This is a genomic window from Micromonospora sp. NPDC047670, assembly GCF_043204915.1.
Classification (GTDB): domain Bacteria; phylum Actinomycetota; class Actinomycetes; order Mycobacteriales; family Micromonosporaceae; genus Micromonospora.
Window position 1 is genome coordinate 102,698 of record NZ_JBIDDA010000012.1, and the last position, 21,301, is coordinate 123,998.

Consider the following 21,301-nt stretch of genomic DNA (forward strand, 5'->3'; position numbering starts at 1 on the left):
TACCCGATGGTGGTGCGCCCGGCAGGATTCGAACCTGCGGCCTTGGGATTAGAAGTCCCCTGCTCTATCCGCTGAGCTACGGGCGCGCGGCGTACGTGTCGCGCCAGAAGGGTACCGCCGCCCACCGGATGACCGGTGAAACGGGTGGTGGCGTCCCACGTCGTCGGTCAGGGTCGCACGCACGCCCGGCGACGGTCACCCGGGTTCCGCCGTCCGCGCGGCCCTCGGACCGGCGGGTCGTACCCTCGGCTGGTGCTGCTTGACCCGGACACCGAGAACGACGTCGCCTACGAGCTGTGCCAGCTCCTCGGCCGCGCCGTCCTGCCCATCCGCCGCACCGATGCCGGGGCGGCCGACGGCGGCCGGGGCGAGGGCACGGCGTTCCTCTTCACCGGGCGGGGGCGGGAGTACCTGCTGACGGCCGACGCCCTCACCCACGCCCCGGCCGGGGAGATCGGGCTGCGGGCGAGCGTGACCGAGCCCGCCGGTGTGGCCGGCGACGCCGTGGCCCTGCCCGACTTCGCCGCCCGGTGGCGCCACCACGAGGACCTGGGCGTCGCGATCATGCCCACCGGCGGCCTGCACGGGCACGCCGAGGGGGCGGGCTGGCGCTGGCGTACCCAACAGGTGCCGGATCCGATCGCGGCCGACCGGGACGCGATCGCCCGGATCGGCGCGCAGCCGGGTTCCGCCATCGTCCTCGCCCACGGGGCCGGCGCGGACGGCGCCCGGCCGCTGGAGGTGGCGATCGAGCGGGTGGCGCGCGTGGGCGACACGGTCCGGATCACCACGGAACTGCCCGTCGGCTACGTGGGCGCGCCGGTGTTCGGCGTCCAGGCCGCCGACGGCGACGAGGTGGGGCTGCGCTGCCTCGGCCTGGTCCTGCCGGCCCGCGACGGCGGCCACCCGCTGGCCACCTTCGACCGCATCCGCGAGGCCGTCGCCGCCGCGTGAGGTCGCGTCGGCGGCCGGCTCAGCCGCCCTGCGCGGGCGCGCCCGCCGGGTCGACCTCGTCCGCCGGCCGCCGGCTCGCCGGTGGGCGCTCCCCGTCGCGGACCGTCGGCCCGGCGTCGAAGAACGCGTCCGCCCAGCGCCCGACCTCCTCGAAGACCTTTTCGCGTACGGCGGGGCCGGAGAGCGTGAGGTCGTGCATGCCGCCGTCGAAGCGTGCCACGGTGACGTGCCGGCCCAGGCGGGGCGCCCAGCGGACCATGTGCTCCACGTCGAGGACGGCGTCGGCCAGGGCGGCCGACTCGTGCCACTTCGTGCCCTTGAACGAACGGGTCGAGCAGGCGAGCAGCACCGGCACCTGGATGTCCAGCCCGGCGCGGAGCTGCCGCTGGGCGGTGCGGATGGCGTTCAGCCAGCCGGCCCGGACGGGGAACCCGGCGAGGGGCTTCCAGGTCAGGTCGTAGTTCCATTCGCCGTGGTGCTCGGCGTGGATGCTCTGGCTGTAGACGGTGCCGAGCCCGAACGGCAGGACGCGACGGGGCGCGCGACGGCCCAGCGGGGCGACGAGGGCGGCGAGCGGCCGGCGTACCGCCCAGGGGGCGTTGATGTCGAAGAAGGGGCTGTTCAGGAAGAGCCCGTCGATGATCCCGGCGTCGCGGCGCGCGTGCGCCCAGAGCGGCATGATCAGCCCGCCGGTGGAGTGGCCCATCGCGAGCAGGATGTCGTGCCCGTCGTCCTCGCGGATGATCTTCGCGGCGGCGTCCAGCTCGGGGAAGTAGTCGCTGACGTCGCGGCAGAAGTTCGGGGTCTGGTGGGGTCGCAGGCTGCGGCCGTGCTTGCGCAGGTCGAGGGCGTAGAAGTCCCACCCCCGCTCGGCGAAGAAGTGGCCGAGGTGGGCTTGGAAGAAGTAGTCGGTGAAGCCGTGCGTGTAGAGCACGGCCCGCCCCGTCGGGCGGTCGGCCCGGCGACGGACCAGGGTGGCGACCACCGGTCCCTCGTCGTCGGTGCCCAGGTCGATCGTCTGCCGCTCGTACGGCGGGCCCAGCACGTCCGGTTCCACGAACGCGACGGTACGCCGGGAAGCTACCGGGCGGTAGCCCCGCGTGCCCGGCCCCGCCCGCCCGCACCCGGCGGACGGGGCCTCGGGCGTACGTCTCAGACCGTCTCGGCCTCGGCGCGGGCCGGGTCGGTGTCCGGGTCGGTCCGGGTCTCCGCCTCGGCGGCCGGCTGGCTGACGTCCCGCAGGTGCTTGTTGTGCCGTGGCTCCTGCCTGGTCTTGGCGTCGTTGAGCCGCCGCCGCAGGTCGTCCCGGACGTCGTTGAGCGCGGCGTGCAGGTCCTCCTCGGCGGAGGTGGTGACGATCTTCTGCCGGCCGGCGATCCAGCACTCCAGGGTGACCTTCTGGCCCTTGGCCTCACGGTCCTTCACCGACACCTCCAGCTCGGTGGCGTCGGCGTGGAACCCGGCCAGCCGGGCGTCCAGCGTGGCGAACTGCTCCGCGATCCAGTTCCGGTCGCCCTGGGAGAACCCGGCACCGACCCGCAGGCACTCGGCGACGGTGGCCGGGTTGGCGACGGCGCTCATCGCCGCACCTGGCCGAGGACGGGGGCGGTTGCGGTGGTGGTCATCTTCATGATCGCTGACCTCTCGTTCGTCGTGCTGTCGGCGGTGCGGTTGATCGAATCCATACCCCGCCGACTTCGGTCCGGAACGTGACCTTTCCGGCGTCCCGATCGTGCGCCGGGCGCCGGTCGGCGCCACAGGGCCGCTGGGCCCTAACACACCGGGACCTTGATCAGGTGTTCGTCCACAGGCGGTCCCGTTGTCCACAGGCCGGCGTCGGGAGGTGGCGGCCGGCCGTGCCGGGAGCCGAGGCTCGGTGCCGAGTCGACTCGCGAAGGCAAGCCCGATCTCCCCCTGGAGGGACGATGTTCGACACCTACGTCACGATCGTGGGCAACGTGCTGACCGCCCCGGAGTGGCGCCGCACCACCCAGAGCAACACCCTGGTGGCCAACTTCAAGGTCGCCTCGACCGCCCGCCGGCTCGACCGCGACAGCGGCCGCTGGGTCGACGGCAACAGCCTGCGCGTCCGCGTCAACTGCTGGCGCAAGCTCGCCGAGGGGGTGGCCGCCTCGGTGATGGTCGGCGACCCGGTGGTGGTCTGCGGACGCCTCTACACCCGCGACTGGACCGACGACGCCGGCAACCACCGCACCCTCTACGAGCTGGAGGCGGTCGCCGTCGGCCACGACCTGTCGCGGGGCCGGAGCCGGTTCGTGCGCAACCGACCGAGCATGACGACCAGCACCGTGGAGGACACGGAGGCCGAGCACCGGGTGCACGGCGAGGCCACCGAGCCCGTGCCGGACGAGGACGCCCCCGCACTGCCGGACGGCCGTACGCTCGACGACGAGTTCGAGCTGCCCGACTTCGCCGTGCCCGGTGCCGGCCGGGGCCTGCCGGCCGACGCCGCCTTCGACGGCTCCCTCGACCCCTTCGACGATCCGACCGACGGCGGCGGCGAGGACGAGCCCGACGACACCCCGGCGGAGGCCGGCGACCCGGTGCCGCCGGCCGAGGAGTCCGACGCGACGGTGGGCTCCCCTTCCTCCGAGGCCGGGGTGGGCGCCGCCCCGAACGGGCGCGGCCGCCGGAGCCGGGGGCGGATGCCGCAGCCCGCGTGACCGGCGCGGCCCGGGCGACACGACGGGGGCGGGGTGACGACGGCCGCGCCGTCGTCACCCCGCGTGTCTCCCGCGGCCACCCCCGCCGGACCGCCCTGTCGGTGCGGCCGTGCGGGCGGGGCGCTCCGCGGGGCTGTGCCGTGCGAGCGGGACGTTCGGCCGGCCGTGCGGGCGGGCGCTCCGGCCGGGGCAGTCGTGGCAGGGCCGTCCCGCCGGGCCGTGCGGGCGGGGCGCTCCGGCCGGGGTCGGGGAGGCGCTCGGCTAGGCTGGCCGGCCGGAGGTGATGGCGGGTGCGACAGGCGACGCCGGTGGCGACCGCGGCGGGACTGGTCGCGGGGTACGCCCTCGACGCACTCCTCGGCGACCCCCGCCGGTACCACCCCGTGGCCGGCTTCGGTCGCGCCGCCGGGGCCCTGGAGCGACGGATCCACCGTCCGGACCGGGGCGCCGGCGCCGCGTTCGCCGCGCTGGCGGTCGGTGCGCCGGTGCTGCTCGGGGCGGCCGCGACCCTCGCCACCCGACACCGGCCGGTGGCCCGGGCGGTGCTGGTCGCCGCCGGCACCTGGACCGTGCTGGGCGGGCGCACCCTGCGACACGAGGCCACCGTGATGGGTCGGGCCCTGCGCGACGGCGACCTGCCGGCGGCGCGGCAGCGACTCGGTCACCTCTGCGGCCGGGATCCGTCGGCGCTCGACGAGCCCGAGCTGGCGCGCGCGACCGTGGAGTCGGTCGCCGAGAACACCTCGGACGCCGTCGTCGCCCCGCTGGTGTGGGGCGCGGTCGCGGGCCTGCCCGGCCTGCTCGGTTACCGGGCCGCGAACACCCTCGACGCGATGGTGGGGCACCGCTCGCCCCGCTACGCGCGGTTCGGCACCCCGGCGGCCCGCCTCGATGACCTGCTCAACCTGGTGCCCGCGCGGCTGACCGGGCTGCTCACCGTCGCTGTCGCGCCGACCGCGCACGGCGACCGGGAACGGGCCTGGCGGGTGTGGCGCCGGGACCGCAACGACCACCCCAGCCCGAACGCCGGGCAGTGCGAGGCGGCGATGGCCGGCGCCCTCGGCGTACGGCTCGGCGGCCGCAACGTCTACTTCGGCCGCTCCGAGGTCCGGCCGTTCCTCGGCGACGGCCCCCGGCCCGAGGCCCGGCACCTCGAGCGGGCCGCCCGGATCTCGGGCACCGTCGGGCTGGCCGCGCTCGGCCTGGCCGCCGCGTACCCGCTGACCGTCGGTCGCCTGGTGACCGCCATGGGGCGCCGCGTCGCCCTCCGGCCGGGGCGGGTGAGCGGCCGGTGAGCGGCGGGCTGCTGGTCGCCGGCACCACCTCCGACGCCGGCAAGAGCGTGCTCACCGCCGGCATCTGTCGGTGGCTGCACCGCCGGGGCGTCAAGGTGGCGCCCTTCAAGGCCCAGAACATGTCCAACAACTCGGCCGTGGTCGTCGGGGCGGACGGCCGGGGCGGCGAGATCGGCCGGGCCCAGGCGATGCAGGCGGCGGCCTGCGGGCTCGCCCCCGACCTGCGGTTCAACCCGGTGCTGCTCAAGCCGGGCAGCGACCTGGCCAGCCAGGTGGTGCTGCTCGGCGAGGCGGTCGACACGGTCACCGCCGGCAACTTCCGCCAGTTGCGGCCCCGCCTCGCCGAGACGGCGTACGCGGCGCTCGCCGAGTTGCGGGAGGCGTACGACGTGGTGATCTGTGAGGGCGCGGGCAGCCCGGCGGAGATCAACCTGCGGGCCGGCGACTACGTCAACATGGGCCTGGCCCGGCACGCCAACCTGCCCACGATCGTGGTCGGCGACATCGACCGGGGCGGGGTGTTCGCCTCGATGTTCGGCACCGTCGCCCTGCTGGACCCGGCGGACCAGGCGCTGATCGCCGGATTCGTCATCAACAAGTTCCGGGGCGACCTCGGCCTGCTCCAACCGGGGCTGGACATGCTGCACCGGGTCACCGGGCGGCCGACGTACGGGGTGCTGCCCTGGGCGCTCGACCTCTGGCTCGACGCCGAGGACTCGCTCGCCTACGGGCGGGTGCTCGGCCGGCCGGCCGCCCCGCGCGGCACCGACTGGCTGGACGTGGCCGTGGTCCGGCTACCCCGGATCAGCAACGCCACCGACGTCGAGGCGCTCGCCACCGAGCCCGGCGTACGGGTGCGGCTGACCGTCGAGCCGGCGGAACTCGCCGCCGCCGACCTGGTCGTCCTGCCCGGCTCGAAGTCGACCGTGGCGGACCTGGCCTGGCTGCGGGAGACCGGGCTCGCCGACGCCGTGCTGGCGCACGCGGCGGCGGGGAAGCCGCTGCTCGGCATCTGCGGCGGCTTCCAGATGCTGGGCCGGGCCATCCACGACCCGGTGGAGAGCCGGCAGGGGAGCGTCCCCGGTCTGGGCCTGCTGCCGATCGAGGTGACCTTCGACCCGCGCAAGACCGTCCGGCAGTCGGTCGGTACCGCCGGCGGCGACGTCCCGGTCCGCGGCTACGAGATCCACCACGGCTACGTCTCGCACGCCGAGCCCGCGCTGACCCCGCTGCTGACCTGCGCCGACGGCAGCGGCGAGGGCGCGGTCGTGGGCGCCGTCCACGGCACCCACTGGCACGGGGCCTTCGAGTCCGACGGGTTCCGCCGGCGCTTCCTGGCGGAGGTGGCCCGGCTGGCCGGCCGGTCCGGGTTCCGGGTCGCGCCGGACACGTCGTTCGCCGCCGCCCGCGAGCGCTCCCTGGACCTGCTCGGCGATCTGGTCGAGGAGCACCTGGACACCGACGCCCTCTGGCGCCTTGTCGAGACCGGTCCGCCGGCCGGCCTTCCCTTCATCCCGCCCGGCGCCCCACCCGCCCCCTGACACCGCCCCGCGTCGCGCGCTGCCGTGCCGGCCGGAGTCAGTAGCGGATGTCCGCCGGGCGGTCGGACATGGGCAGCCCCGCCTCGCGCCACGCCTGCACTCCGCCGATCATGTCTGTCGCGCGGTGCAGGCCGAGCGCCCGCAGGCTCGCCACGGCGAGGCTGGAGCTGTAGCCGTGCCGGCACACCACGACGATCCGCAGGTCGTAGCTGGTGGCCTCGGGGATGCGCCAGGCGCTGGCCGGGTCCAGCCGCCATTCGAGCACCGTCCGGTCGATCACGATGGCACCCGGGAGGTCGCCCTGCTCCCGGCGCTGCACGTCGGTGCGGGTGTCGACCAGCAACGCCCCGGTGCGGACCGCCTCGACGGTCTGGTGCGGGGTCAGCCGGCGTACCCCGGCGCGGGCCTGTTCCAGCAGGGCGTTGACGCCCGGACTCATCACGCTGTGGGACACCAGCCGATCATCCCGCACCGGTTCCCGGCTCCGCCGCCCGAACGCCCCGGCCCGCCCGACGACCGCTCGTTCGGGCGACCCCCGATCGGTGGTGTCCGTCCGGACGTCGCCCCGGTGCCGCCGGAGCCGGTCGACGGGCCGTGCGCGCCGGTCGTCCGCCCTTCGGGGTCGGCCGCCGACGCGCACCGGGCCTGACCGCCGGTCCGGTGCGCGTCTCCCGCTACGGTCGGCCCCGTGGTGGTGGCGGTCATGGAGGCGTACGAGCGGCTGGCCCGGCGGGTGCTCGCCGGGCCGGCGCGGTTGGGGCGGACCCGGCTGGTGGCGGTCGACGGGCCGAGCGGCGCGGGCAAGAGCGTGTTCGCGGCGCGGCTCGCGGACGCCCTCGCGGCCCTGCCCGGCGGCGGGCGACCGCCGGTGGTGCACACCGACGACCTGCTCGACGGGTGGGACGACCAGCTCTGCTTCTGGTCCCGGCTCGAAGAGGGCGTGCTCGCGCCGTTGCGGGCCGGGCGGCCGGGGGCGTACCGCCGGTACAGCTGGGTCCGCCGGGCCTTCCTGCCCCGCCCGGTGCCGGTGCCGGTCGCGCCGGTGCTGCTGGTCGAGGGGGTCAGCGCGGCGCGGGCGGCGGCCGCGGCGGACCGCACCCTCGCCGTCTTCGTCACCGCCCCGGCGCCGCTGCGACTCACTCGGGCCGTGCGGCGGGACGGCCCGGGGATCCTGCCGGAGCTGCGCCGCTGGCATCTCGGGGAGCGGGCGCACTTCGCCGCCGACCGCACCGAGGCCCGCGCCGACCTGGTGGTCGACGGGGCGCCGACCCTGCCGCACGACGCCGTCCGGTACTACGTGCGGCGGGGCCCGACCAGGGCCGTCACGGCCTCGGGCGGTGCGGGACGGTAAGGCCGGCATACGATGCCGGTCATGACCACACCGATCATGTCCGAGTCCGAGGTCCGGGCCGCCGTCGAGCGGGAGATGCCCGGCGTCCGTGCCGACCTGGAACGCCTCGTCCGCATCCCCGGCATCGCCTTCGAGGGATTCGACCACTCGCACGTGGAGCGTTCCGCCGAGGCGGTGGCCGAGCTGCTGCGCGGCTGCGGCCTCGACGTGAGCATCGTGCGCTCCGGCGGCCAGCCGGCGGTCATCGGGAAGAAGCCCGCCCCGCCCGGTGCGCCGACGGTGCTGCTCTACGCCCACCACGACGTGCAGCCGGTCGGCGACCTGTCGCTGTGGGAGTCGGACCCGTTCGAGCCGGTGGAGCGGGACGGCCGGCTCTACGGCCGGGGCGCCGCCGACGACAAGGCGGGCATCATGGCGCACGTCGCGGCGCTGCGCGCGTTCGGCGACGCGCTCCCGGTGGGCGTGGTCCTCTTCATCGAGGGTGAGGAGGAGTACGGCTCCGACTCGCTGGAGCGGCTGCTCGCCGAGCACCGCGACGAGATCACCTCGGACGTCATCGTCATCGCCGACTCCGGCAACTGGGACATCGGCGTACCGGCGCTGACCACCTCGCTGCGCGGCATCGTGAACTGCTTCGTGGAGGTGCGTACCCTCGACCACGCCGTGCACAGCGGCATGTTCGGCGGCGCGGTGCCGGACGCGCTCACCGCGCTGGTCCGGCTGCTCGCCACCCTGCACGACGATGCGGGGAACGTCGCCGTCGACGGGCTGGTCGGCCGCGAGGGCGCCGTCGTGGACTACCCGGAGGACCGGGTGCGCGCCGAGGCGGGCCTCGCGGAGGGGGTGCAAGTCATCGGGACCGGGCGGATCACCGACCGGCTCTGGACCAAGCCGGCCCTCGCGGTGCTCGGCATCGACGCCCCGGCCACCGGCGAGGCGCCGAACGCCCTGGTCCCGGCGGCGAAGGCCAAGCTGAGCGTGCGGCTCGCGCCGGGCGACGACCCCAAGCGGGCGTACGCGACCCTGCGCGCGCACCTGGAGAAGCACGCGCCGTGGGGCGCGCGGGTGACCGTCACCTTCGAGCACGACGGCGACCCGTGCGTCATCGACGCGTCCGGCCCGATGTTCGACGCCGCCCGCTCGGCGTTCCGGACCGCCTGGGACGGCACCGACCCGGTGGACATCGGCGTCGGCGGTTCGATCCCCTTCATCGCCACCTTCCAGGAGATGTTCCCGCAGGCCGCGATCCTGGTGACCGGCGTCGAGGACCCGCACGCCCGGGCGCACGGCCCGAACGAGAGCCTGCACCTCGGCGAGTTCGCCCGGGTCTGCCTGGCCGAGGCGCTGCTGCTGAAGAAGGTCGCCGAGGCGGGCACCGACGGGCGTTAGGCGTCGGAACCGTAACTTCCCGGTCGATGTGGCAGTTTGCGGTGTGTCGGCCGCGGGCTTGTTATAGCCTCTCGTACATGCGTACGAACGAGGTGATGAGCCGGCTCGAAGCCGCCGTCAGCGCTCTGGGGGACGTCGATGTCTCCGCGTGGCCCGAGGACACGCTCAAGGAACAGCTCGGCGAGCTCTCCGCCGCCCTGGTCGCGCTCGACACGGTGCTCTCCCGGGTCGCCGACGAGGTCCGCGCCCGCGGGCTCCGCATCGAGGAACCCGTCTCGGCCTGACCACCAGGGCACGGCAATGCCCGGTGGTGTCGGGGGTGGCTGGCAGGATGGAACCCGTGCGGTTCATCGACCTGGCAGCCACCTCCGCCGCCGTCGGCGCCACCCGTGCCCGGCGGGCCAAGGTGGAGCTGCTCGCCGGGGCCCTGCGCGCGCTCGATTCCGACGAGGTTCCGGCCGGCGCGGGGTGGCTGGCCGGCGAGCTGCGCCAGCGCCAGACCGGGGTGGGCTGGGCGAGCCTGCGCGACCTGCCGCCCCCGGCGGCCGAGCCGACCCTGACCGTGGCCGCCGTCGACGCGGCCATCGACGAGATCGCGGCGGTGCACGGGCCGGGTTCGCAGGTCCGCCGCCGGGCGCTGCTCGGCGCGCTCTACGCGGCGGCCACCGTCGAGGAGCAGCGGCTGCTGACCGGCCTGTTCAGCGGCGAGCTGCGGCAGGGCGCCCAGGCGGGGCTGCTCGCCGACGCGGTGGCCCGCGCGGCCGACGTGCCGGTCGCCGCCGTACGCCGGGCCCTGCTGCTCGCCGGCGACCTGCGCGCGGTCGCGGTGGCCGCGCTCGACGGCGGCGCGCCGGCGCTGGCCGCCTTCGGCCTCCGGGTCGGCCGCCCGCTCGCGCCGATGCTGGCGCAGAGCGCGCCCTCGGTCGACGAGGCGCTGGCGGCCACCGGCACGCCCGCCGTGGTCGACGTCAAGCTCGACGGCATCCGGATCCAGGTGCACCGCTCCGGGCACGACATCGCCGTCTTCACGCGCAGCCTGGACGACATCACCGCCCGGTTGCCCGAGGTGGTCGCCGCCGTGCGGGCGCTGCCCGCCCGCGAGCTGGTGCTCGACGGCGAGGCGATCGGGCTGGACGCGACGGGCCGGCCGTTGCCCTTCCAGGAGACGTCGAGCCGGGCGGCGCGGCGCACCACGCCGAGCACCACCGGCCGCGCCCAGGTCGCCCCGGCCGTGCTCGCCGCCGCCGAGACCACCGGCGAGCCGGTGCTGACGCCGTACTTCTTCGACCTGCTGCACCTCGACGGCGACGACCTGATCGACCTGCCCGGTCGGGAGCGCTGGGCGGCGCTGGCCGCCGCGGTCGACCCTTCGCTGCTGGTGGGTCGCATGGAGGTCGACGGCCCGGAGCGGGCCGGCGAGGCGTTCGCCGCCGCGATCGACGCCGGCCAGGAAGGGGTCGTGGTGAAGGCGCCCGACGCGCCCTACGACGCCGGCCGCCGGGGCGCCGCCTGGGTGAAGGTGAAACCCCGGCACACCCTCGACCTGGTGGTGCTCGCGGTGGAGTGGGGCAGCGGCCGGCGTCAGGGCTGGCTGTCCAACCTGCACCTGGGCGCGCGGGACCCGCGCACGGGCGACTTCGTGATGCTCGGCAAGACGTTCAAGGGTCTCACGGACGAGGTGCTGCGCTGGCAGACCGAGCGGTTCCTCTCCCTCGCCGTCGAGCGCGGCGACTGGGTGGTGCGCGTCCGCCCCGAGCAGGTGGTCGAGATCGCGTTCGACGGGGTGCAGACCAGCTCCCGCTATCCGGGCGGGGTGGCGCTGCGCTTCGCCCGCGTGGTGCGCTACCGCGACGACAAGACGGCGGCCGAGGCCGACACCATCGACGCGGTACGCGCCATCCACGCCGGCCGCGTCACCGGCTGAGCGGCCTACCCGGCGGCCGTCCCGCCGCGCGCCGGTCCCTGCCCGGGGGCGGCGCCGCAGCGGGCCGGGGCGACCGCCTCACATGGTCGACAGGGACCGGGCGTAGTTGACCTGGTTGTTGATGTGCTGCACCTGGCCCTGGTCGGTGACCGGGATCCGGGCCACGTACTGGTGGGCGCCGTTCATCACGCTGACCTGGACGGTGCCGTGGTGCCGGGTCTCCTTGATCAGCAGGAAGAGCAGGCTGAAGAAGGTCAGGCAGAAGAAGCCGACGATCGCGCAGACGATCGCCCACTGCGCGGTCTTCTCCTCCTTCTGCCAGTGGTCGCTGACGTGCCAGGACGCGCCGGCCAGCGGCAGCACGCCGGCCGGCGTACGGATCACCGGCGGGCTCACGATGATCTCGCCGATCTGCACGGCCACCGCGCCCTGCGCGGGCGTATAGCCGGCCGGCAGCGGTCCCGGCAGCGCCGGCGCCATCACCGGCGGGTGCGGCCCATGCCGGACGACCGCCGTGCCGGGCGGGGCGGAGTACGGCGCGGCGGGCGGGGCGGAGTACGGCGCGGCGGGGAACTGCGCGGTGGCGGGCGGGGCGGAATAGGGCGCCGCGGGGAACTCCGCGGTGGCCGGGGGCGCGGAGGGCTGGCCCGGGGCCGGCGGCGCGGGGTGGTGCGAGGCGGCGGGCGGCGCCTCGTAGGTGGTCGGGGGAGGAGTGGCCGCCCAGGGGTCGGTCGACGGGTGTGCCTGCGTCGCCGGCTCCGACGGCGGCGGCATCGTGGGATCAGGGGTCACCGCGACCCCCCACGCACGTTGATCATGTGCCGGACCCTACAACCTGACCGGTCCGGCCGATGCCCCGCCGGCCGTCCCGGCTCGGATGGTGACACCGAGGGACCGAGCCCCGCCGGGCGACCGGGTCCGCCGCGGGACAGGCCGGGTCAGCCCGGGGGGCCCACGGGGCACGGCGTCCGGCGCGTGGCGCGGTCAGGTGGCAGCGTGCGGCGCGGTCAGGCGGCAGCGTGCGACGCGGGCTCCGCGGCGCGGTCGGTGGGGCGCTCCGGCCCCACGCCCGCCAGCCGGCGGGCCTCCCGGCGGGCCACCCAGCCGTAACCGAAGAGGGTCATCGCGGCGAAGATCCACCACTGCACGACGTAGCCGAAGTTCTGCCAGTTGTTGGTGTACCCGACCGGCACGTCCTTGAAGGTCGGGTCCGCCGCCGGGGTCTGCTCGTCCAGCAGCAGGTACGCCCCGTGCACCGGGTAGGGCAGCTCCTGGGCCAGCCGGGACACGCCGATCCGCCGGGTCTCCAGCTTGCCCTCGCGCCGGGAGACGCCGACCGAGCCGCTCTCGCTCAGGTGCACCCGGCCGGTCACGGTGACCTCGCCGGTCGGGGCGGGCGGCACCTGCGGCTGGACGGTCGCGTCGCCGCCCGGGGCCGGCGGGATCCAGCCGCGGTCCACCAGCACCGCTGTGCCGTCCGCCAGCACGAGCGGGGTCACCACCTCGAAACCGACCTTGCGGTCCACCGAGCGGCCCCGGACCAGGACGACGTTCGCCAGGTCGTACCGGCCGGTCACGGTGACCTTGGTCCAGGACTTGTCCTCGGCGGGCGCGGGGCCGGCCGTGCCGCTGCCGCCGGTGGGGGCGGGCAGCACGTCGCGCAGCGGCACCGGGTCCATCCGCAGGCCGGCGTCGATCCGTTCGTTGATCTCCGTACGCCCGTGGTAGCGGTCCAGCTGCCAGTTGCCGAGCAGCACCATCACCGCGGAGGCGACCAGGGTCAGCGCGAGGATGCCCAGCCAGCGCGGCGTCAGCAGGAACCGGTACACGCCAACGAGGCTACCCCTGTGCTCCGGGCCACTGGCCTCGACGGCCCCCGGTCCCGCCGGGGCCGCCGACCCGGACGGCCCCGGACAGCGCGCCGACGGGCCCGTCCGGTGGCGGTCGCCCGCCGTCCGCTTGGGCTATCGTCACGCGGGCGGGCCGCGCGGTCGGCCCGCCGCAGGGTTTCCCCCGCCGCCCCGCAGGGAGTCGATGATGACCGTCGTGCCGCGCCTGGTGCTCAGCGCGCCGTCCTCCGGCCACGGCAAGAACGCGCTGGCGATCGGGCTGCTCGCGGCGCTCGCCGACCGGGGCGTCGACGTCGCCGGGTTCAAGATCGGTCCGGACCACGTCGACGCCGCGTACCTCGGGCTGGCCGCCGGCCGCCCCGGCCGCACCCTCGACCCCCGGCTGGTCGGCGCCGACCGGATCGCCCCGCTGGTCGCCCACGGCGCCTCGGGCGCCGGGCTCGCGCTGGTGCAGGGGAGCATGGGGCTCTACGACAGCCTCACCGGCCGGCCGGAGAGCGAGTCGACGGCGGCCGTGGCCACCGCGCTGCGCAGCCCCGTCGTGCTGGTGGTCGACGTCGCCGCGATGGGGCAGTCGGTGGCCGCCCTGGTGCACGGCTTCCGGGCGTACGACGAGCAGCTCTGGCTCGGCGGGGTGATCCTCAACCGGGTCGCCTCGGCGCGGCACGAGGAACTGCTGCGCGAGGCGCTCGACGACATCGGCGTGCCGGTCTACGGGGTGTTGCGCCGCCACGACCTGCCGGCGGTGCTGCCCCCGCGCCGGCACGGGGTGGTGCCCGCGCTCGCCCGCACCGGCGAGGCCACCCGCGCGGTCCGCCGGCTCGGCGAGGCGGTCGCCGCCACGGTCGACCTCGACCGGCTGCTGGGCCTGGCCCGCTCCGCCCCGCCGCTGCCGGCCCCGCCGTGGTCGCCGGAGGTGGACCGGCCCGCCGGCGGGCCGCGCCCGGTCGTCGCGGTCGCCGGGGCGTCGGGCGGCAGCTACGGCCACGCCGAGACCACGGAGCTGCTCCGGGCGGCCGGCGCGGAGGTGGTGACGGTCGACCCGCTGCGCGACGAGGCGCTGCCCGCCGGCGTCGGTGGGCTGGTCGTCGGCGGCGGGCTTGCCGAGTCGTACGCCGAACAGCTCTCCGCCAACCGCCGGCTCTGCATCGCCGTCGCCGAGCTGGCCCGCACGGGCCGGCCGGTCGTCGCCGAGGGGGCCGGCCTGCTCTGGCTGGCCCGGGAGCTGGACGGGCTGCCCATGTGCGGGGTGCTCGACGCGGTGGGGGCCAGCCGGGACGGCCTGGTCGTCGGCTACCGGGAGGCGACCGCGCTGACCGACAGCGTGGTGGCGTCGGCGGGCGCCGTGGTGACCGGGCACAAGGAGCACCGCGCCGTGCTCACCCCGCGCGCCGGGGCGCGGCCGGCCTGGAGCTGGGACGGCGGGGCGCCCGAGGGCTTCGTCTGGCGGGGCGTGCACGCCTCCCAGCTCACCCTGCACTGGGCGGCGTACCCGCAGCTCGCCGCCCGGCTGGTCGACGCGGCGGTGCAGGCGGCGGCCGACCCCGCGGCCGCCCGGCCCGGCGGGGTGCCCGCGTGATCGGTCAGGTGGCGGTCCGCCGCTTCCCGGCGCTGACGGTCTCCACGCCCCGCACGGAGGTGCGCGCGCTGACCGCCGCCGACGCGAAGGCGGCCGACGAGGTCTTCGCCGACCGGCAGACCCAGCGGTGGCTGCCGCTGGCCGACACGTCGGGCCAGATCGACGGGCTGGCCTGGTGCACCGACCTGGCCCGCCAGCGGCGCGACAGCGGCGACGGCGACCACTACGCGGTGGTGCGCCGGGAGGACGCCCGGGTGGTGGGCTGCCTGTGGACGCGCCGCACCGACTGGGGCGCCCGGTGCACCGAGGTCTCCTACGCGATGGCGGCGCACGCGCGGGGCTTCGGCCTGGCGGCCGAGGCGGTCGACGCGCTCGCCATCGCGCTGATCCTCGAACACGGCTTCCAGCGCGTCGAGCTGCGGGTCGCGCCCGGCAACCTGGCCTCCCGCCGGGTCGCCGAGAAGGCCGGCTTCAGCTACGAGGGCCTGCTGCGCAACGCCGGCTTCGTCCGGGGCGGCCGGGTCGACCTGGAGGTCTGGTCCTTCGTCGCCGCCGACCTCCGCTGACGGCGCTCGGCCGGGTCGACCTGGAGGTGTGGTTCTTCGTCGTCGCCGACCTCCGCTGACGGCGCTCGGCCGGGTCCGTCCGCCGGGGGCCGGCCACCTGCCCGGCCCCGCCCCGGCACGGGGCGGGAGCGGCGGCGGGGTCAGCCGACCATCCGGTCCGAGGGCGGGGTGAACTGGCGGGTGGGTTGGCCCTTGAGGGCGTCGCGGAGGGTCTGGGCCACCGCCTTGATCGGGATCTGGGACTGGCCGTCGCCGACCGCGTTGAACGGGTTGTCCGGGTCGGAGATGAAGCTCGCCGCCGCCAGCTCCGGGGTGTAGCCGACGAACCAGGCCGACCGGGTGCTGTCGGTGGTGCCCGTCTTGCCCGCCACCGGGCGGCCGACGGTCCCCCGCACGCTGTCCGCGGTCGACCAGCCGCCGCAGCTCCCCCGGGCCGGGGTGTCGCCGGTCGGGCAGCGGGCGGCGTCGGTGGCGGCCCGGGCCGCGTCGGCGTTCACCACCTGCCGGCAGCGCGGCTTGGCGACCTCGCGTTCGATCCCCGAGGCGGTCTTCCAGGTGGTCGGCGTGCCGTCCCGGTTGTAGATCGCCTGCACCGGGATCGCCTCGCAGTAGCGGCCGTCCGCGGCGATCGCGGCGTACGCGTTGGCCATCTCCAGCGGCGTGGCGTCGGAGACGCCCAGGGTGAACGCGCCCCACTTCTTCGCCTTGGCCGGGGACGCCTGCTCCTTGTCGACGTCCGTGCGCCAGCGCAGCCCGAGCTGCTCGGCGAGGTGGACCGCCTTGTCCGCGCCGACCTGTTCCTCCAGCCACACGAAGTACGTGTTGACCGACTTGCCGAAGCCGGACCACATGGTCTGCTGACCGCTCATCGCGCCGCTGGCGTTGGACGGCGCCCAGCCGTCGTAGACCTCGGAGCGGTACCGGTGCGGGGCGTTGAACGAGGTGGACAGCGGCATGCCCGCGTTCAGCGCGGCCAGCATCGGGAACATCTTGAACGTCGAACCGGCCTGGTAGCCCGGCAGGTCGCCGCCGCCGAGCAGGGGCGCCACCGTGTTGGGGTAGTTCGCCTTGACGTTCGGCCCGGCCTCGGGGTTGGAGCTCTGGCCGTTCTCGCTCAGGTCCAGCGAGTACGTCCGGTTCACCGCCATCGCCTTCACCCGCCCGGTGCCGGGCTCGGAGACCACGATGCCGTTGGCGAACGGGCTGCCCGTGTTCTCCTTGGCGCCGACGTTCTTCTCGGCGGCCTCCTGGATCTTCGGGTCCAGGCTGAGCACGATCCGGTAGCCGCCCCGGCGCAGCTTGTCCATCCGCTCCAGCCGGTTCTCCCCGAACGCCGGCTGCGCGCTCCACCAGTTCTTCAGGTAGTCGCAGGCGAAGCCCCAGCTGTTCCACTTCTCCGGCACCGAGGCGCAGTCGTTCGGCGGGTAGGTCAGCTTCAGCCGGATCGGCTCGGTCCTGGCCTGCGCCACCGCGTCCGGCGAGAGGTAGCCGAGCTGGGCCATCCGGTCCAGCACGTAGTTGCGCCGGCCGGTGGCGTCCTTCTGGTCGGAGCTGGCGGGGTCGTACTCGGACGGGGACTTGACCAGCCCGGCGAGGGTGGCCGCCTCGACGGGGGTGAGGTCCTTCGGGGGCTTGGAGAAGAAGATCTCGCTGGCCGCGTAGATCCCGTACGCGCGGTGCCCGAAGTACGCGGAGTTGAGGTAGCGCTCCAGGATCTGCTCCTTGCTCAGCTCCTTCTCCAGATCCAGCGCCATCCGCATCTCCCGGACCTTGCGCAGGCTGGTCTGCTGGGTCGCCTCCTGCACCTCCTTCGGCGTCTTCGCGCTGTCGCGCAGCGCCATCCGGACGTACTGCATGGTGAGGGTGGAGGCGCCCTGGGAGACGCCGCTGGAGCGGGCGTTGGCCACGAAGGCGCGGGCGACGCCCTTCGGGTCGACGCCCCGGTGCTGGTAGAAGCGGTTGTCCTCGGCGGCGACGATGGCCTGCTGCATGTTCGGCGAGATGTCCGACAGCTTCGTGTACTGCCGGTACTCCTCGTAGAACATCGTCAGCACCGTCTTGCCGTCGGGCGCGTAGACGTACGACGTCTCGGCCGGCAGGGCGGTGGTGAGGATCTTGGTCTTGTGTTCCATGGCGTGCGCCGTGACCTTGGCGCCGATGCCGGTGGCGGCGGCCACCGGATACGCCACGGCGGCGACCACGATGCCGGCGATCAGCCCGGCGCGGAGAAGGGGAACGAGACGACCAGCGGCAGCAAGGGGTCGGTTGCTCACCAGGCCAAGTTATGACATTTCCGATTCGTACCTGAGAAATATTCATAAACGCCCGTGTGGTGACGCGGCCCACGCCGGGATCCGCTGTCCCGTGCGCCCCCTTCCCGGCAGGATCGCGGACATGCGTGGTCAGCCGACCGAGACCCTCCCCGGAGCCGGGCCCGAACCCGAGCCCGCGGGGCCCGAATCCGAGCCCGCGGGGCCCGAACCCGAGCCCGCGGGGACCGAACCCGATCCCGCGGACCCCCGGCCCGACCCTGTCGGGGCCGAACGCGACCCCGCCGGAACCGGGCCCGACCCCGTGGGGGACGAGCCCGACCTCAGCCACCACGGTGACGCCGAGGTGGGCGAAGGGCTGGTCGACCTCGCCGTCAACGTGCGGCGGGACGCCATGCCGGACTGGCTGGCCGACCCGGTCACCGCCGCGCTCGGCGACCTCGCCGCGTACCCCGACCCGGGGCCGGCGCGGGCCGCCGTCGCCGCCCGGCACGGCCGCCCGCCGGCCGAGGTGCTGCTGACCGCCGGCGCGGCCGAGGGCTTCGTGCTGCTCGCCCGCGCCCTGCGGGGCGTCCGCCGGCCGGTGGTGGTGCACCCGCAGTTCACCGAGCCGGAGGCGGCGCTGCGCGCGGCCGGGCACCAGGTGGAGCGGCTGCTGCTCGACGCGGCCGACGACTTCCGGCTCGACCCGGCCCGGGTGCCCGCCGACGCCGACCTCGTCATGATCGGCAACCCGACCAACCCGACCTCGGTGCTGCACCCCGCCGCCGACCTGGCCGCGCTGGCCCGGCCCGGCCGGGTGCTGGTGGTCGACGAGGCGTTCGCCGACACCACCCTCGCGCCCGGGGTCGCCGGCGAACCGGAGTCGCTGGCCGCCCGGCGCGACCTGCCCGGCCTGCTGGTGGTCCGCAGCCTCACCAAGACCTGGGGGCTCGCCGGCCTGCGGATCGGCTACCTGCTCGGCGAGGCCCCGCTGCTGGCGCGGCTGGCCGCCGCCCAGCCGCTGTGGGCCGTCTCCACCCCGGCCCTGGCCGCCGCGTCGGCCTGCGCCACGCCCGTCGCGGTCGAGGCCGAGCGCGCCATCGCCGCCCGGCTCGCCGCCGACCGCGACCACCTGGTCGCCCGCCTGTCGGCCCTGCCCGGCGTACGCGTCGCCGGCCGACCCGCCAGCGCGTTCGTGCTCGTGCACCTGCCCGGGGCCACCGAGGTGCGCGCCGCCCTGCGGCAGCGCGGCTGGGCGGTGCGCCGCGGCGACACCTTCCCTGGTCTGGGCCCGGACTGGCTGCGGATCGCCGTGCGCGACCCGGCCACCACCGACGCGTTCACCGAGGTACTGGCGGAGATCCTGGAGGCATGATGCTGGAGACCACGATCGCGGCGATCCGGCCGCTGGACGAGCCGGCGATGGCCGCCGCCCGCGAGTTGCAGGGACGGCTGACCAAGCCCGCCGGTTCGCTCGGCGCCTTGGAGGAACTCTCCGTACGCCTCGCCGGCCTGGCCGGGCACTGCCCGCCGCCGCTGCCGGAGCCGGCGGCGGTCGCCATCTTCGCCGGCGACCACGGCGTGCACGCCCAGGGGGTGACGCCCTGGCCGCAGGAGGTCACCGCGCAGATGATCGGGAACTTCCTGGCCGGCGGCGCGGTGGTCAACGCGTTCGCCCGGCAGGCCGACGCTTCGGTCACCGTGGTCGACGTCGGCGTGGCCACCCCACTGCCGGTCGCCGTCGACCCGTCGGTCGCCTCGGGAACGCTCGCCGACGGCAGGACCGCCGCGGCGGGGACGGACGCCGGCGCGGTGCCGGCCCGCGACGCGCCCCGGCTGGTCGCGGCGAACGTCCGTCCCGGCACCCGGGACCTGACGGTCACGGCCGCCCTCACCCGGGACGAGGCCCGGGCGGCGGTGGAGACCGGCATCCGGGTGGCCGGGGAACTGGTCGACGCCGGCGCCGGCATCCTGCTCACCGGGGACATGGGCATCGGCAACACCACGCCCGCCGCCGCCCTGATCGCCGCCTTCGCCGGCATCGACCCGGCGGAGACGACGGGCCGGGGCACCGGGGTCGACGACCCGACGTACGCCCGCAAGGTGGACGTGGTCCGCGCCGCGCTGCGCCGGCACGCGCCCGACCCGGCCGACCCGCTGGGCGTGCTGGCCGCGGTCGGCGGCCTGGAGCACGCCGCCCTGGCCGGGCTGATCCTGGGCGCCGCCGCCCGGCGGACCCCGGTGCTGCTGGACGGCGTCATCGCGGTCTCCGCGGCGCTCGCCGCGGCGGCCTTCGCGCCGCACGCCGTGGGCGCCATGGTGGCCGGGCACCGCTCCGCCGAGCCGGGGGCCACGGTCGCGCTGCGCCGGCTGGGGCTGGAGCCGCTGATCGACCTGGGGCTGCGCCTCGGCGAGGGCACCGGCGCGCTGCTCGCCCTGCCGGTGGTCACCGGCGCGGTCCGGGTGCTGCACGAGGTCGCCACGTTCGACTCGGCGGGGGTGGCCGAGAAGTGAGCGAGCGAAGCGCGCGAACCATCCGGCTCAGTGGCGTGGCGGCGGCGTGAGCGGCAATCCGTACCCTCTCGGCCTGCGGCTCGCCGGCCGGCGGGTGGTCGTGGTGGGCGGGGGAGCGGTGGCCACCCGCCGGGTGCCGGCGCTGCTGGACGCCGGCGCCGACGTCCTGCTCGTGGCCCCCGAGCTGACCCCGGCGCTGCGCGCCCACGTCGACGCCCGGCGGCTGCACTGGGAGCCGCGCCGGTTCACCCCGGACGATCTCGACGGCGCCTGGCTGGTGCAGGTCGCGGTGGACGACCCGCTCGCCGCCGCGTCGGTCAGCGCGGCCGCCGCCGAACGCCGCATCTTCTGCGTCCGCGCCGACGACCGGGCCGCCGCCACCGCCTGGACCCCGGCGGTGACCCGGCACGGCCCGGTGACCGTGGCGGTGCTCGGCGGCGGCGACCCGCGCCGGGCGATGAGCGTCCGCGACGCCATCCGCGACCTGCTGAACGTGCGGAGGGCTCCCCTCCCGGCGGCCGCGGTGGAGCGGAGGGCCCCCGCCGGCGCCCGGCCCGGCCGGGTCGCGCTCGTCGGCGCCGGCCCCGGCGACCCGGAGCTGATCACGGTCCGGGGCTGGCGGCTGCTCACCGAGGCGGACGTGGTGGTCGCCGACCGGTTGGTGCCCGGGCTGCTCCTGGACGAGCTGCGCCCCGACGTCGAGCTGGTGGACGCCTCCAAGATCCCGTACGGCCCCTCCCGCGCCCAGGAGGAGATCAACCGGATCCTGGTGGAGCGCGCCCTCGCCGGGAGGGCCGTGGTCCGGCTCAAGGGCGGCGACCCGTACGTCTTCGGCCGGGGCGGCGAGGAGTTGCTCGCCTGCGCGGCGGCCGGCGTGCCGGTGACCGTGGTGCCCGGCGTGACCAGCTCGATCGCGGCGCCGGCCGCGGCCGGCATCCCGGTCACCCACCGCGCGGTGGCCCACGAGTTCACCGTGGTCTCCGGGCACGTCGCGCCCGACTCGCCGGCCTCCCTGGTCCGCTGGGAAGCGCTGGCCGGGCTGCGCGGCACGCTGGTCATCCTGATGGGGCTGAAGAACCTCGCCGCGATCACCGCGACGCTCCTCGCGCACGGCCGGCCGGCGGAGACGCCGGCCGCGGTGGTGCAGGAGGCGACGACCGGGGCGCAGCGGGTGCTCCGCTCCACGCTCGGCGCGGTCGCCGCCGACGTGGTCGCCGCCGGCCTGCGACCGCCGGCCGTGGTCGTGGTGGGGGACGTGGTGGCGGCCCTCGCCGGGGCTGGTCCTGACCGATCTCCGGGCAGCCCGCTCGCTGCGGGCGGTCAGGCCTGATCCCTCCGCCAGCGGTCTCCCCGGAGATCCCCGGTGGGCGCGGCTCGGGTCCGTTCGCGTCGGTCTGATCCC

Annotated in this window: 19 protein-coding genes and 1 tRNA gene; 13 read left to right on the forward strand and 7 right to left on the reverse strand. The window is 76.0% G+C overall.

Annotated elements, in window-relative coordinates:
• Positions 1-10 precede the first annotated feature (10 nt).
• Positions 11-86 (reverse strand) — tRNA-Arg (locus tag ACGF7U_RS24870).
• A gap of 166 nt (positions 87-252) precedes the next feature.
• On the opposite strand from ACGF7U_RS24870, the gene ACGF7U_RS24875 reads away from it, so the two are divergent.
• Entirely contained in the window at positions 253-954 is a 702-nt protein-coding gene (locus tag ACGF7U_RS24875; protein ID WP_393110464.1) for a hypothetical protein, read from the forward strand.
• Positions 955-973: 19 nt separating this feature from the next.
• On the opposite strand, the gene ACGF7U_RS24880 is transcribed toward ACGF7U_RS24875, so the two are convergent.
• Together ACGF7U_RS24880 and ACGF7U_RS24885 are read right to left on the reverse strand one after the other, a co-directional pair.
• A complete protein-coding gene (locus ACGF7U_RS24880) occupies positions 974-2,011 on the reverse strand; it encodes an alpha/beta hydrolase (RefSeq protein ID WP_393110466.1) in 1,038 nt (345 codons plus the stop codon).
• Positions 2,012-2,106: 95 nt separating this feature from the next.
• The gene (locus ACGF7U_RS24885) at positions 2,107-2,535 is read right to left on the reverse strand and encodes an HPF/RaiA family ribosome-associated protein (protein WP_393110468.1); all 429 of its coding nucleotides are present in this window, start codon (positions 2,533-2,535) and stop codon (positions 2,107-2,109) included.
• A 344-nt stretch (positions 2,536-2,879) separates the two neighbouring features.
• Between ACGF7U_RS24885 and ACGF7U_RS24890 the strand changes: the two genes are divergently transcribed.
• The 3 genes from ACGF7U_RS24890 (at position 2,880) to ACGF7U_RS24900 (ending at position 6,474) form a co-directional block, all read left to right on the forward strand.
• Positions 2,880-3,638, forward strand: coding sequence for a single-stranded DNA-binding protein (locus ACGF7U_RS24890; protein ID WP_393110470.1), 759 nt, complete (start codon positions 2,880-2,882; stop codon positions 3,636-3,638).
• Positions 3,639-3,928: 290 nt separating this feature from the next.
• Complete coding sequence (locus tag ACGF7U_RS24895) at positions 3,929-4,933, forward strand: cobalamin biosynthesis protein (RefSeq protein ID WP_393110472.1); 1,005 nt, start codon at positions 3,929-3,931, stop codon at positions 4,931-4,933.
• On the forward strand, positions 4,930-6,474 hold the full coding sequence (locus ACGF7U_RS24900; protein WP_393110474.1) for a cobyric acid synthase: 1,545 nt from the start codon (positions 4,930-4,932) through the stop codon (positions 6,472-6,474). Before ACGF7U_RS24895 ends, ACGF7U_RS24900 begins: the two co-directional genes overlap by 4 nt.
• 37 nt (positions 6,475-6,511) lie before the next feature.
• Here the strand turns inward: ACGF7U_RS24900 and ACGF7U_RS24905 are convergent, their stop codons facing one another.
• On the reverse strand, positions 6,512-6,913 hold the full coding sequence (locus ACGF7U_RS24905) for a rhodanese-like domain-containing protein (RefSeq protein ID WP_393110599.1): 402 nt from the start codon (positions 6,911-6,913) through the stop codon (positions 6,512-6,514).
• A 249-nt stretch (positions 6,914-7,162) separates the two neighbouring features.
• On the opposite strand from ACGF7U_RS24905, the gene ACGF7U_RS24910 reads away from it, so the two are divergent.
• From ACGF7U_RS24910 to ACGF7U_RS24925, 4 genes are all read left to right on the forward strand, one after another.
• Positions 7,163-7,825 (forward strand): uridine kinase, encoded by a 663-nt coding sequence (locus ACGF7U_RS24910; RefSeq protein WP_393110476.1) that lies wholly within the window; start codon positions 7,163-7,165, stop codon positions 7,823-7,825.
• Between the two features lie 36 nt (positions 7,826-7,861).
• Positions 7,862-9,214, forward strand: a complete 1,353-nt coding sequence (locus ACGF7U_RS24915; protein ID WP_393110601.1) for a dipeptidase — start codon at positions 7,862-7,864, stop codon at positions 9,212-9,214.
• A gap of 77 nt (positions 9,215-9,291) precedes the next feature.
• On the forward strand, positions 9,292-9,498 hold the full coding sequence (locus tag ACGF7U_RS24920) for a hypothetical protein (RefSeq protein ID WP_091103798.1): 207 nt from the start codon (positions 9,292-9,294) through the stop codon (positions 9,496-9,498).
• A 56-nt stretch (positions 9,499-9,554) separates the two neighbouring features.
• Entirely contained in the window at positions 9,555-11,138 is a 1,584-nt protein-coding gene (locus ACGF7U_RS24925) for an ATP-dependent DNA ligase (protein ID WP_393110478.1), read from the forward strand.
• 78 nt (positions 11,139-11,216) lie between these two features.
• On the opposite strand, the gene ACGF7U_RS24930 is transcribed toward ACGF7U_RS24925, so the two are convergent.
• Positions 11,217-11,930, reverse strand: a complete 714-nt coding sequence (locus tag ACGF7U_RS24930; RefSeq protein WP_393110480.1) for a hypothetical protein — start codon at positions 11,928-11,930, stop codon at positions 11,217-11,219.
• A gap of 215 nt (positions 11,931-12,145) precedes the next feature.
• Complete coding sequence (locus tag ACGF7U_RS24935; protein ID WP_393110482.1) at positions 12,146-12,967, reverse strand: SURF1 family protein; 822 nt, start codon at positions 12,965-12,967, stop codon at positions 12,146-12,148.
• Between the two features lie 208 nt (positions 12,968-13,175).
• Between ACGF7U_RS24935 and ACGF7U_RS24940 the strand changes: the two genes are divergently transcribed.
• Together ACGF7U_RS24940 and ACGF7U_RS24945 are read left to right on the forward strand one after the other, a co-directional pair.
• Positions 13,176-14,567, forward strand: coding sequence for a cobyrinate a,c-diamide synthase (locus tag ACGF7U_RS24940; protein ID WP_393110484.1), 1,392 nt, complete (start codon positions 13,176-13,178; stop codon positions 14,565-14,567).
• Positions 14,564-15,133, forward strand: coding sequence for a GNAT family N-acetyltransferase (locus tag ACGF7U_RS24945; protein WP_393110486.1), 570 nt, complete (start codon positions 14,564-14,566; stop codon positions 15,131-15,133). Before ACGF7U_RS24940 ends, ACGF7U_RS24945 begins: the two co-directional genes overlap by 4 nt.
• Positions 15,134-15,273: 140 nt before the next feature.
• Here ACGF7U_RS24945 and ACGF7U_RS24950 read toward each other — a convergent pair whose 3' ends face one another.
• Complete coding sequence (locus tag ACGF7U_RS24950; protein WP_393110488.1) at positions 15,274-17,406, reverse strand: transglycosylase domain-containing protein; 2,133 nt, start codon at positions 17,404-17,406, stop codon at positions 15,274-15,276.
• Between the two features lie 301 nt (positions 17,407-17,707).
• Between ACGF7U_RS24950 and cobC the strand changes: the two genes are divergently transcribed.
• Genes cobC through cobA form a run of 3 tightly spaced genes read left to right on the forward strand, consistent with a single transcriptional unit; the run spans position 17,708 to position 21,229 of the window.
• Complete coding sequence (cobC, locus tag ACGF7U_RS24955) at positions 17,708-18,760, forward strand: Rv2231c family pyridoxal phosphate-dependent protein CobC (RefSeq protein ID WP_393110490.1); 1,053 nt, start codon at positions 17,708-17,710, stop codon at positions 18,758-18,760.
• The gene (locus ACGF7U_RS24960) at positions 18,760-19,899 is read left to right on the forward strand and encodes a nicotinate-nucleotide--dimethylbenzimidazole phosphoribosyltransferase (RefSeq protein WP_393110603.1); all 1,140 of its coding nucleotides are present in this window, start codon (positions 18,760-18,762) and stop codon (positions 19,897-19,899) included. Before cobC ends, ACGF7U_RS24960 begins: the two co-directional genes overlap by 1 nt.
• A 46-nt stretch (positions 19,900-19,945) precedes the next feature.
• Complete coding sequence (gene cobA / locus ACGF7U_RS24965) at positions 19,946-21,229, forward strand: uroporphyrinogen-III C-methyltransferase (RefSeq protein WP_393110492.1); 1,284 nt, start codon at positions 19,946-19,948, stop codon at positions 21,227-21,229.
• The last annotated feature ends 72 nt before the right edge of the window (positions 21,230-21,301 follow it).

Coding starts and splice junctions, on each gene's coding strand:
- ACGF7U_RS24885 (WP_393110468.1), bottom strand. CDS start 2,535: ATGAGCGCCGTCGCCAACCCGGCCACCGTCGCCGAGTGCCTGCGGGTC.
- ACGF7U_RS24890 (WP_393110470.1), top strand. CDS start 2,880: ATGTTCGACACCTACGTCACGATCGTGGGCAACGTGCTGACCGCCCCG.
- ACGF7U_RS24905 (WP_393110599.1), bottom strand. CDS start 6,913: ATGAGTCCGGGCGTCAACGCCCTGCTGGAACAGGCCCGCGCCGGGGTA.
- ACGF7U_RS24915 (WP_393110601.1), top strand. CDS start 7,862: ATGTCCGAGTCCGAGGTCCGGGCCGCCGTCGAGCGGGAGATGCCCGGC.
- ACGF7U_RS24920 (WP_091103798.1), top strand. CDS start 9,292: ATGCGTACGAACGAGGTGATGAGCCGGCTCGAAGCCGCCGTCAGCGCT.
- ACGF7U_RS24940 (WP_393110484.1), top strand. CDS start 13,176: ATGACCGTCGTGCCGCGCCTGGTGCTCAGCGCGCCGTCCTCCGGCCAC.
- ACGF7U_RS24960 (WP_393110603.1), top strand. CDS start 18,760: ATGCTGGAGACCACGATCGCGGCGATCCGGCCGCTGGACGAGCCGGCG.